Raw genomic sequence first — 10,303 nt, 5'->3', positions numbered from 1 at the left:
TGGCCTGTGTCCACCCCCCGATGTATATCCACCACCGATCAGCGTGTAGGAGCGGGTTTACCCGCGAATACGGTGGCGGCGGCAACGGTGAACAGCAGGTGGAAATTGGCCACCAGGCCCGGCCCTTTCGCGGGTAAACCCGCTCCTACGGGGGTTCACAGCCGGCAAATCAGTAAAGATTAGGCTCCATCTCCAGCTCAACCCCAAACCGCTCGAAGATGTCCGCCTGAATCTTCCGCGCCAGCGCATGCATCTGCGCCCCGCTCGCCTGCCCATAGTTGACCAGCACCAGCGACTGCAAGCGATGCACGCCAGCATCACCCTCACGATGGCCCTTCCAGCCCGCCTGCTCGATCAACCAGCCCGCCGCCAATTTCACCTGACCATCAGCCTGGGGGTATGCCACGACGCCGGGATACTGCGCACGAATACGCTCGACCCGATCAGCCGTTACCACCGGGTTCTTGAAGAAGCTCCCGGCATTGCCAAGCTCTGCCGGGTCTGGCAGCTTCTCGCGGCGAATGCTGCAGATTGCATCACTGATCGCTTGCGCGGTCAGCTCGGTAACACCCTGCTCAGACAGGCGTTGGCGCACCGGGCCGTAATCCAGATGAGCGTGCAGGGTGCGGGTCAAGGCAAAGCGCACACGCAGGATCAACCAGCGGCCGGGGTTGCGCTTGAAAAGGCTGTCGCGATAGGCGAAAGCACATTCTGCCAAACTGAAGTCCCGCAGCTCGCCCGTCTCACGGTCCAGGGCTGTCAGCCCGGCGAATACGTCCTTGATCTCCACCCCGTATGCGCCCACGTTCTGCATCGGCGCAGCCCCGACGGTGCCGGGGATCAGACTGAGGTTCTCCAGCCCGCAATAGCCCTGCGCCAGCGCCCACTGCACAAACGCGTGCCATGGTTCACCGGCCTCGGCTTCGACCACGATACGCTCGCCATCGTCATTGAGCACACGCCGACCGCGGCTGGCCATGTGCAGCACCAGTGCATCGATATCGCGGGTCAGCAGCAGGTTGCTGCCACCCCCGATCACCAGTACCGGCAGGCCCCTTTGCTGTGCCTGGCCCAGCGCCTGACGCACCTGCTGGTCGTCCTGCACCTGGCTGAAATAGCGCGCCTTCACGTCGATGCCGAAGGTATTGTAAGGCTTGAGCGATACCTGCTCCTGCCACTGCACTGTCATAGACGCCCCTTGATTTCCAGTACCAGCGCCTGGCAAGCCGCCTCCACCAGATCCAGCACCTGCTCGAAGCCGTCGGCGCCACCATAGTAAGGGTCTGGCACTTCATCCAGGGCTGCACCGTAGCGGCGCAGGAACAGGTCGAGTTCACCCACTGCCGTGGACGGGCGCAGGGCCCGCAGATCGCGCAGGTTGTGCTCATCCATGGCCAACACCAGGTCGTATTCGGCGAAGTGCGATGCCTTGACCTGTTGGGCGCGTTGCTGCGACAGGTCGTAACCACGCGCCAGCGCCGCCTTGCAGGTGCGGCTGTCTGGCGCCTTGCCGACATGCCAATCGCCGGTGCCGGCAGAAGCCACCTGCACCTTGTCGGCGAGCCCGGCGACATGCAATTGATGGCGCAGCACGCCTTCGGCAGTTGGCGAGCGGCAGATGTTGCCCAGGCACACGAACAGGACGCGCATCAGGCCTCCAGCAAGCGCCGTACGCGCTCCAGATCCTCCGGGGTGTCTACGCCCACGGCAGGCGCCTCGATGGCGTCCTCGATGTGAATGCGTACGCCGTGCCACAGGGCACGCAGTTGCTCCAGCGCTTCAGCCTGCTCAAGCCAGCATGGGCCCCAACTGACGAAGTCGTGCAGGAAGCCGACACGGTAGGCGTACATGCCAATATGGCGGCGATATGGCACCCCTTCCGGCAGCACGTCGCGGCCCTTGGCAAAGGTATCGCGGCCCCAGGGCAGCGGCGCTCGGCTGAACGTCAGGGCCAGGCCATTCTTGTCACTCACTACCTTGACCGCGTTAGGGTTGAACACGGTTTCCGGCTCATGGATCGGCTCGGCCAAGGTGGCGATGCCCGCTTCCGGATGCGCAGCCAGGTTGGCCGCCACCTGGTCGATGATCACCGGTGGGATCAGCGGTTCGTCGCCCTGCACGTTGACCACGATGGCGTCAGCCGGCAAGCCGAGGTACGCGGCCACTTCGGCCAGGCGGTCAGTGCCCGATTCATGATCGGCACGGGTCATCAGCACTTCGGCGCCGAAGGCCTGGCAGGCTTCGAGGATGCTGGTGTCGTCGGTGGCGATGACCACACGGCTGGCACCGCTCTTGCGGGCCTGCTCCCACACATGTTGCACCATCGGCTTGCCGGCAATCAGCAGCAGCGGTTTGCCTGGCAGGCGGGTGGAGCGCAGCCGGGCGGGGATTACTACCGTAAATTCCAGGCTCATTTGTCAAGACGCTCGTCGTCGGTCAGGGTGCGTGCCTCGCTTTCCAGCATGACCGGGATACCGTCGCGAATCGGGTAGGCCAGGCCAGCGCCTTTGCTGATCAGCTCGGTCTTGTCGGCGCTCAACTTGAGCGGGCCCTTGGTGATCGGGCAGGCCAGGATATCGAGCAGTTTGGTGTCCATTGGAGGCTTCCTTTAGGCCAGGTGGCCGGAAATTGAAAACGGGCTCAGGGTTTGCGCAACAAGCGTTGCAACTGGCTGTCGAGCCAGGTGCTGAAAGCCGGCGTAGGCTGGGCTTCGACGGCCAGGTACCACCAGTCGTCAGCGGCAAAGGCCCGGCATTTCACCGCGTCCTTCTCGGTCATGACCAGCGGCAGTGGCGGGCTGAAGGCCAGGCTCCGGGCACTGAACTGCGCATGGTCGGCGAAGGGATGCGGCACCGGCTGCCAGTTTAGCCCCAGCAGGGTGTTGAAGAAACGTTGCGGGTTGCCGATACCGGCCACCGCATGCAGGCGCTGGCCGGTGGGGAAATGGTCGAGCGCATGGCGCTCGCCACTGCGCACGTTGACCAGGGCGGACGGCTGCAGGCAGAAACCGAAACCATCGGTGCGGTCTTCGCTGGCGCCGTTGAACAGCACCGCGTCAGCCTCACGCAAGCGGTCGGCCGGCTCACGCAAGGGCCCCGCCGGCAGGCAGCGGCCATTGCCCAGGCCGCGGGCAGCGTCGATCAGCACCAGTTCCAGGTCACGGGCCAGGCGGTAATGCTGCATACCGTCGTCGCACAGGATCAGGTCTAGGGGTTCGCTTGCCAGCAATGCCTGCACGGCACGGGAGCGATCGGGGTCGATCATCAGTGGCACGCCGGTGCGTTGCACGATCAGCAGCGGCTCGTCGCCCGCCTGATCGGCCGCCTGATCGGCCTGCACCCGCCAGGGCAGCTGCGGCGGCCTGGCACCATAACCGCGGCTGACCACGCCCACCTTCAGCCCCTGCTGGCGACAGTGCTCGATCAGCCAGAGGATCATCGGCGTCTTGCCGGTGCCACCGACGGTGATGTTGCCCACCACAATGACCGGTACCGGTGCCCGGTAGCTGGCACTGTCCCCCCTTAGAAACCGTGCCCGCTTGCGCGTGACCACGCGGCGATACAGGGCCTCCAGCGGACGCAGCAGCACCAGCGCCGGATGCCCGGCGTACCAGGCGGCGAGCAAGCGGTCGGCGAAAGCCATCAAGGCGTGCCCTGGGCCGCCTCGACGGTGGTCATGCGCAACTGGCTGAAACCGAGCTTGCCGGCAGCATCCATTGCGGTGACCACAGCCTGGTGCGGGGTCTTGCCGTCGGCGCTGATGGCCAGCGGCAACTTGTTGTCGCCGCCCGACTCGCGCTCTATGGCCTCGCTCAGGGTGGCCAGGTCGCTTTTGGGGAGCAGGTGGTTGTTCACCGAATACACGCCTTCGGCGCTGATGGTGATTTCCACCAGTTTGCCCGGGTCAGCCGGCGCCCGCTCGGCACTGGTGGCTTCGGGCAGCTCGACGCGGAGTTGCGTTTCGCGGGTGAAGGTGGTGGTAACCACGAAGAACAGCAGCAGGACGAATACCACGTCGATCAGCGACGCCAGGTTGATGTCGACGTTCTCCCGCTGGCGATTGCGCCGGAACTTCACGCCTTGCCTCCGGCCACTTCCACTTCACGGTCACCCTGGATCACTTCCACCAGCTTGATCGCCTCCTGCTCCATGCCGATCACCAGTTCATCGATGCGGCGCAGCAGGAAACGGTGGAAGAACACTGCCGGGATACCGACCATCAGGCCAGCCGCAGTGGTGACAAGGGCCTTGGAGATACCACTGGCCAGCACGGCGGCGTTGGCGGTCATCTGCGAGCCCATGAAGGCGCTGAAAATGTCGATCATGCCCAGCACGGTGCCCAGCAGGCCCAGCAGAGGCGCCATGGCGGCGATGGTGCCGAGGGTGCTGATGTAGCGTTCCAGTTCGTGGATGACGCGCGAGGCGGCCTCCTCGATGCACTCTTTCATGATCTCCCGACCGTGACGCGAATTGGCCAGGCCCGCCGCGAGGATTTCACCCAGTGGCGAATCGGCACGCAGGGCCTTGAGCTTGTCACTGGTCAGTTGCTTGTCCTTGATCCAAATCCACACCTGGCCCAGCAGGTGCGGCGGGGTGACGCGACTGGCGCGCAAGGTCCACAGGCGTTCGACGACGATAGCCATGGCAGCGATGGAGCTCAGAATGATCGGCAGCATCATCCAACCACCGGACTTGACCAATTCCCACACAATAAACGCCCCTTCGGAAAAAGGCCGCCACTCTACCATAGGCGCGCCGAGGGCTCATCTGCCGGAGGTCAGGGAATTAGGCTGTCGGGCTACCGGGTCGGCCCTCTGGGCCGTGCAGTACCTGTGGCAGCGGGTTTACCCGCGAAAGGGCCAGATCAGCCACCACCCACATCACGCCAGAATCGCCGCTGTCGGCGCACACCCTCAACCTCCCCATGCCGCCCCAACACCAACCGCAATGCCCCCTCCACTGCCGTATCATGCATCACCACCCCATGCCGCTTATACCGCTCGACCACCTGCACGTGCGGGTGCCCGAAGCTGTTGTTGCGCCCCCGCGAAATCAATACCCCGCGCGGTGCGGTAGCCCGGACGAACGCCTCGGTGGACGAACTGCGGCTGCCATGATGCGGCGCCTGCAGCCAGTCGATACGCGGCACTTCAGTGTCCGCCAGCCAGGCCCGTTCGGCAGCGGCTTCCATATCTCCCGCCAGCAGCAAGCGCTCGCCCTGCGCCTCGACCAACAGCACACAGGAACGATCATTGCTGCTTTGCCCGTCCACCCAGCGCCACAGTGAAAAGCGCACGCCATCCCAGTCCCATTGCTCGCCACTGGCACAAGGCTGCAACGGAACATCAACCAGCGCTTCCCCACCAATTGTCCGCTCGATCGGCAAACCACGCTGAATGGCCCCGGCACCGCCCGCATGGTCGGCATGCGCATGGCTGATCACCATCACATCCAGGCCGCCCACCCCCAGCTTGCGCAAGGTCGGCAGCACCACGCGTTCCCCCAAGTCGCTTTCCCCCCTTGCCGGTCCGGCATCGTAGAGCAGGCTGTGATGCCGGGTACGCAACAGCACCGCCAGCCCCTGGCCGACATCCAGCTGCCAGACCTCGGCCTGGCCGATCGGTACCGACTCCCTGGGCACCCACAGCGCCAGCAGCATCACCCCTCCCAACCCGCGCAGCGGCACACCACGAGGCAGCAAAACCAATAGAGAGCCCAGACACACCAGCAACCAGGCCCACAACGGCAGGGCCGGCGCCCCCCATGCCGGGCGCTGCTGCGCCACCAGCGCCAGCCCGCGGAACAGCACATCCAGCAGGCCACCTGCCAGCCAGAGCAACACCTCGCCAACGCCCGCCAGCGGCAGCATCAGCGTGCCCAGCAACGCCAACGGCAAGACTGCCAGGCTGACCCACGGCACCGCCACAAGGTTGGCCAGCGGCGCACTCAGGCTCACCGGCAAGCCCGTGGCCAGCAACACCGGCAGCAAGCCAATGGCGATCACCCATTGCGCACGCGTCCAGGCCTGCCAGGGCCGCCAACCACCCAACCGGGCACTGAAGCAGTAGATGAGCGTGGCCACGGCGGCGAACGACAGCCAGAACCCCGGCAACAGCGCCGCCAGCGGCTCGAAGACAAGCACGGCGACCAGTGCAAGCAGCAACGGGAAAAACGCGCCAAGGTGGCGAAAGCGCAGACGCCAGAGCAGCACCACGGCCAGCATCAGGCAGGCCCGCTGCACTGGCACCCCACCGCCAGCCAACCACCCGTAGGCCAGCGCTGCGGCCATGGCCAGGCCGCAGGCCCAGGGTAACCACGGTAGCCTTGCCGGCCATAGCCCCCAACGCGCCAGCCCGGCGACCAGGCCATAGAGCAAACCGGCGACCAGGCCGATGTGCTGGCCAGAGATCACCAACAGGTGCACCGTGCCGGTGGCCTGCAACGTCTGCCAGTCCTCCCGGGCCATGCCCGCACCATCGCCAAGCACCAGTGCCACCAACGCTGCCTGCCGGCCATTGGCTTCGACCATCAGCAAGCGCTGACGCAGCGCATCGCGCCAACCACCGGCGACTGGCGCCAGCAACTGCCCCGCCTTGACCGTACCCGTAGCGCCTACCCGTCGGGCCAGCAACTGCGCTTCCCGGTCAGGCCCATGCGGGTTCAGCAGCCCGTCCGGGCGCTGCAAGGTCACAGCCAGCCGCCACTGCTCGCCCGCCCGCAGCGGCGGGCCGTCGAACCAGCTCAGTTGCAAACGCTGAGGCAGTTCGGCCCGCCGCGAGCGTGGCGCTTCCAGCTCGAAACGCACACCGTGTGCAGTGCGCGCCGGCAAACCCGCCACCCGCCCCTCCACCCACAAGGTGCGCCCCTCCAGGCCGACAGCCAGACGATCATCAAGGGCCTGCTGAGCAGACCCGCACGCCCAACACAAGCCCAGCAGAAACCACCCCAGCGGCCAGACGCGGGTAAACAGGCTGCCGACAGCGCAGGCTGCCAGGGTTATCAACCATCCGACCGATGGCAATGCGGGAAGAAAGCCCAGGCACAACAGCCCGAGCGCGAGCGCAAACATCCCTGTGCGCATGAGGTAGAGCTCCAGAAGGCAAATCACCTTCTGAGGCATAGCCCAATCGCCGGCAACGCTCGCTCAACAATTGTCACAAACTCTAAACGAGGCCGAGCAGGATTAAGGGCATACTGCCAGGGTCAACGCTCCGGGAGCCTACATGCCGCGCCGACTTTTCAAACGCTACATGCCGGACCCGACCAGCATTCGGGAACACAAGTCCTTACGTTTTTTCGGCAAGTTGCTGCATGATCCCAACCTCTGGCACCTGAACCGCCATTCGGTGGCGAGGGCCATGGGTGTGGGCCTGTTCGCGGCGCTTATTCCCGTTCCCATGCAGATGCTACTGGCCGCAGCCCTGGCAATCCCGGTGCGCGGCAACCTGCCGATCGCCATCAGCCTGGTGTGGCTGACCAACCCGCTGACCATGCCACCGGTGTTCTTCGTGACCTACATGGCCGGTGCCTGGCTGATGCAGATCCCGCCGCGCACCCTGCCCGACGAGCTGACCTTCGAGTGGATCACCGACCAGCTGGCCACGCTGTGGCAACCCTTCCTGCTCGGTTCGGTGGTATGCGGCGTGGTGCTGGGCATCCTTGGCTACTTCACCACCATGCTCTATTGGCGCTCGTGGGTGGGCCGGCAGTGGCGTCGTCGCCAATGCCGGTGCAAGGCTTCAGGCACGCATGCCGCGGCCGCTGACCAGCAAGCGAACGCAAACAACGTAGAGCACCGCAGTGGCCACCAGCATGAAGGTGATCGCCGTGCCAATGCTGATATCCGACACCCCTAGAATGCCGTAGCGGAACGAGTTGACCATGTGCAGCACCGGGTTGGCCAACGACACGGTCTGCCAGAACGGCGGGAGCAGGTTGATCGAGTAGAACACCCCGCCCAGGTAGGTCAGCGGCGTCAGCACGAAGGTCGGGATGATCGATATGTCGTCGAAGTTGCGTGCAAACACTGCGTTGACGAAGCCAAGCAGCGAAAAGATGGTGGCCGTCAGCAGCACAACCACCACGGTCACGCCCAGGTGGTGTACCTGCAGGTCGGTGAAGAACATCGACAGGATGGTCACGATCACACCCACCGCCAAACCACGCAGCACCCCACCCAGCACATAGCCCACGAGAATGGTGTGCGGCGATACCGGCGACACCATCAGTTCCTCGATCGAACGCTGAAACTTGCTGCCGAAAAAGCTCGACACCACGTTGCCGTAGGAGTTGGTGATCACCGACATCATGATCAGCCCCGGGACGATGTACTGCATGTAGGTGAAGCCACCCATGTCGCCGATCTGCCGGCCAATCAGGTTACCGAAGATGACGAAGTACAGGACCATGGTGATCGCTGGCGGCAGCAACGTTTGCGGCCAGATGCGCAGGAAGCGCCGCACTTCGCGGTAGACTATGGTGTTCAGGGCGACCCAGTTGGTGCGCAGTTCCACACTCATACGGCCACCTTCGACAGGTTTTTTTCCACCAGGGACACGAACAGCTCCTCGAGTCGGTTGGTCTTGTTGCGCAGGCTCTGCACTTCGATGTTCTGCAGCGCCAGCTGGCCGAACAGCGCGGTGATACCGATGTCCTTCTCCACCTGCACTTCCAGGGTATGCGGGGTCAGCAGCCGGCACGGGTAGCCCTGCAGTACCGGGGCCGCGACCAGGTCCTGCTTGAGGTCGAGCACGAAGGTTTCGACATGCAGCTTGCCCAGCAACTGGCGCATGCTGGTGTTCTCGACGATGGTGCCATGATCGATGATGCCGATGTTACGACACAGTTGCTCAGCCTCTTCCAGGTAGTGGGTGGTGAGGATGATGGTGATGCCCTTCTGGTTCAGCTCGGTGAGGAAACTCCACATCGAGCGGCGCAGCTCGATATCCACCCCGGCGGTGGGTTCGTCCAGGATCAGCAGGCGCGGTTCGTGGATCAATGCACGGGCAATCATCAGGCGGCGCTTCATGCCACCGGACAACGAACGCGACTGCACATCACGTTTGTCCCACAGGCCCAGCTGGGTCAGGTACTGCTCGGCGCGCTCCTTGGCCAGCTTGGGCGGGATGCCGTAGTACCCGGCCTGGGTCACGACGATGTCGAAGGTCTTTTCGAACTGGTTGAAGTTGAACTCTTGCGGCACCACACCCAGGCAACGCTTGAGCGCGGAGGGCTCGCGGTCCAGGTCGTGACCGAACACGTTCACTGTGCCGCTGGTCTTGTTCACCAGGGTCGAGAGAATGCCGATGGTGGTGGACTTACCGGCGCCGTTGGGGCCGAGCAAGGCGAAGAAGTCGCCTTCGGCAACATCGAGGTCGATGCCTTTGAGGGCCTGAAAGCCATTGCCGTAGGTCTTGGTCAGCTGTCGGATGGACAGGGCGGAACTCATAGCGGGTCACTTACCGAAGAAAAAGGTGCAGGACACGCCAGGTAAAGTCACTGGCGCAGTGAGTGCAGCCATGGTGCAAGGCCAGGCTGCACAAGTACAGTCACATCTATTGATAATGACTATCGAAGCGGGTTCAAGTGAGCGCGGTCATCACTGCGGCCTGGTAGGCCGGGCGTTGCTTCAGGCGTTCATACCAGGCTTGAAGGTGGTACATGTCCGGGCGCTCGATGGGCAGTTCGTACCAGGCATAGATGAAGCTACCCAGTGGGATGTCGCCCATACCGATCTGGTCACCGGACAAGTAAGGCTGATTGGCCAGGGTTTGGTCGGCAATGGCCAGTAATTGCGCGCACTGCTTGTGCGCGGCGTTGATCGCCACCCAGTCGCGTTGGTCTTCCGGCGTGCGCAGCAGGCCCCAGAACAGGGGCCGGAATGGGGTAGCGAAGGACGATGTGGTCCAGTCCATCCACTTGTCGGCCAGGGCGCGCTGGCGTGGGTCTGCCAGATACCAGCCCTGCTCCGTGCCGTACTCCGCGCACAGGTAGCGGACGATGGTGTTGGATTCCCACAAAGTCAGGTCGCCGTCTTCGAGCATCGGCACCAGCCCGTTGGGGTTGCGGGCGCGGTAGTGCGGCTCGTTGACCACGCCGAAGGCGCCGCCGGCGTCGATGGATTCGAAGTCCAGGCCCAGCTCGTGGGCGATCCACAGCGCCTTGCGCACATTGCTCGAATTCTTGCGGCCCCAGATCTTCAGCATGGCAACATCCTTTTGAGTGCGGAGGTGGCACAGTCTACTCCAGACCTTCGCCGCCTGTACGGGCCTCTTCGCGGGCAAGCCCCTACATCGCTCGGTGAT

At 64.1% G+C, this 10,303-nt stretch carries 11 protein-coding genes and 1 pseudogene; 1 reads left to right on the top strand and 11 read right to left on the bottom strand.

All coding sequences use genetic code 11. The features are described 5' to 3' along the window. Positions 1–169: 169 nt before the first annotated feature. The 8 genes from murB to ACF8GF_RS03705 all read right to left on the bottom strand — a co-directional run bounded on the left by murB (position 170) and on the right by ACF8GF_RS03705 (position 7,080). On the bottom strand, positions 170–1,189 hold the full coding sequence (gene murB / locus ACF8GF_RS03740; RefSeq protein ID WP_176685454.1) for a UDP-N-acetylmuramate dehydrogenase: 1,020 nt from the start codon (positions 1,187–1,189) through the stop codon (positions 170–172). Next, on the bottom strand, positions 1,186–1,650 hold the full coding sequence (locus ACF8GF_RS03735; protein WP_176685453.1) for a low molecular weight protein-tyrosine-phosphatase: 465 nt from the start codon (positions 1,648–1,650) through the stop codon (positions 1,186–1,188). Before ACF8GF_RS03735 ends, murB begins: the two co-directional genes overlap by 4 nt. Beyond that, positions 1,650–2,414 carry a 3-deoxy-manno-octulosonate cytidylyltransferase gene (gene kdsB, locus ACF8GF_RS03730; RefSeq protein ID WP_176685452.1) on the bottom strand — a complete coding sequence of 255 codons (765 nt, stop codon included), beginning with the start codon at positions 2,412–2,414 and terminating at the stop codon, positions 1,650–1,652. The genes ACF8GF_RS03735 and kdsB overlap by 1 nt, the downstream gene beginning before the upstream one ends. Continuing rightward, positions 2,411–2,596 carry a Trm112 family protein gene (locus ACF8GF_RS03725; RefSeq protein ID WP_003247142.1) on the bottom strand — a complete coding sequence of 62 codons (186 nt, stop codon included), beginning with the start codon at positions 2,594–2,596 and terminating at the stop codon, positions 2,411–2,413. Before ACF8GF_RS03725 ends, kdsB begins: the two co-directional genes overlap by 4 nt. 44 nt (positions 2,597–2,640) lie before the next feature. Further along, the gene (gene lpxK / locus ACF8GF_RS03720; RefSeq protein WP_392487642.1) at positions 2,641–3,642 is read right to left on the bottom strand and encodes a tetraacyldisaccharide 4'-kinase; all 1,002 of its coding nucleotides are present in this window, start codon (positions 3,640–3,642) and stop codon (positions 2,641–2,643) included. After that, complete coding sequence (locus ACF8GF_RS03715) at positions 3,642–4,076, bottom strand: biopolymer transporter ExbD (protein ID WP_176685450.1); 435 nt, start codon at positions 4,074–4,076, stop codon at positions 3,642–3,644. Before ACF8GF_RS03715 ends, lpxK begins: the two co-directional genes overlap by 1 nt. Continuing rightward, positions 4,073–4,708 carry a MotA/TolQ/ExbB proton channel family protein gene (locus tag ACF8GF_RS03710; protein ID WP_176685449.1) on the bottom strand — a complete coding sequence of 212 codons (636 nt, stop codon included), beginning with the start codon at positions 4,706–4,708 and terminating at the stop codon, positions 4,073–4,075. Before ACF8GF_RS03710 ends, ACF8GF_RS03715 begins: the two co-directional genes overlap by 4 nt. 155 nt (positions 4,709–4,863) lie before the next feature. After that, positions 4,864–7,080 (bottom strand): DNA internalization-related competence protein ComEC/Rec2, encoded by a 2,217-nt coding sequence (locus ACF8GF_RS03705; RefSeq protein ID WP_392487641.1) that lies wholly within the window; start codon positions 7,078–7,080, stop codon positions 4,864–4,866. A gap of 142 nt (positions 7,081–7,222) precedes the next feature. Here ACF8GF_RS03705 and ACF8GF_RS03700 point away from each other — a divergent pair. Further along, positions 7,223–7,729: pseudogene (locus ACF8GF_RS03700) on the top strand (DUF2062 domain-containing protein); the annotation flags it as partial. A 9-nt stretch (positions 7,730–7,738) separates the two neighbouring features. Here the strand turns inward: ACF8GF_RS03700 and ACF8GF_RS03695 are convergent. The 3 genes from ACF8GF_RS03695 to ACF8GF_RS03685 form a co-directional block, all read right to left on the bottom strand. Next, complete coding sequence (locus ACF8GF_RS03695) at positions 7,739–8,518, bottom strand: ABC transporter permease (protein ID WP_003247128.1); 780 nt, start codon at positions 8,516–8,518, stop codon at positions 7,739–7,741. Then, positions 8,515–9,447, bottom strand: coding sequence for an ABC transporter ATP-binding protein (locus tag ACF8GF_RS03690; protein WP_176685446.1), 933 nt, complete (start codon positions 9,445–9,447; stop codon positions 8,515–8,517). The genes ACF8GF_RS03695 and ACF8GF_RS03690 overlap by 4 nt, the downstream gene beginning before the upstream one ends. A 133-nt stretch (positions 9,448–9,580) precedes the next feature. After that, a complete protein-coding gene (locus ACF8GF_RS03685) occupies positions 9,581–10,204 on the bottom strand; it encodes a glutathione S-transferase (protein ID WP_176685445.1) in 624 nt (207 codons plus the stop codon). Positions 10,205–10,303: the final 99 nt, after the last annotated feature.

It is taken from the genome of Pseudomonas sp. yb_5 (genome assembly GCF_043103865.1).
Lineage (GTDB): Bacteria > Pseudomonadota > Gammaproteobacteria > Pseudomonadales > Pseudomonadaceae > Aquipseudomonas > Aquipseudomonas putida_Y.
This window is presented reverse-complemented; position numbering and strand designations above follow the sequence as displayed.

Excerpts from the sequence above, each read along its gene's own strand:
- kdsB (WP_176685452.1), bottom strand. The coding sequence starts at position 2,414 with ATGAGCCTGGAATTTACGGTAGTAATCCCCGCCCGGCTGCGCTCCACC.
- ACF8GF_RS03685 (WP_176685445.1), bottom strand. The coding sequence starts at position 10,204 with ATGCTGAAGATCTGGGGCCGCAAGAATTCGAGCAATGTGCGCAAGGCG.
- ACF8GF_RS03725 (WP_003247142.1), bottom strand. The coding sequence starts at position 2,596 with ATGGACACCAAACTGCTCGATATCCTGGCCTGCCCGATCACCAAGGGC.
- murB (WP_176685454.1), bottom strand. The coding sequence starts at position 1,189 with ATGACAGTGCAGTGGCAGGAGCAGGTATCGCTCAAGCCTTACAATACC.
- ACF8GF_RS03705 (WP_392487641.1), bottom strand. The coding sequence starts at position 7,080 with ATGCGCACAGGGATGTTTGCGCTCGCGCTCGGGCTGTTGTGCCTGGGC.
- ACF8GF_RS03690 (WP_176685446.1), bottom strand. The coding sequence starts at position 9,447 with ATGAGTTCCGCCCTGTCCATCCGACAGCTGACCAAGACCTACGGCAAT.
- lpxK (WP_392487642.1), bottom strand. The coding sequence starts at position 3,642 with ATGGCTTTCGCCGACCGCTTGCTCGCCGCCTGGTACGCCGGGCATCCG.
- ACF8GF_RS03695 (WP_003247128.1), bottom strand. The coding sequence starts at position 8,518 with ATGAGTGTGGAACTGCGCACCAACTGGGTCGCCCTGAACACCATAGTC.
- ACF8GF_RS03735 (WP_176685453.1), bottom strand. The coding sequence starts at position 1,650 with ATGCGCGTCCTGTTCGTGTGCCTGGGCAACATCTGCCGCTCGCCAACT.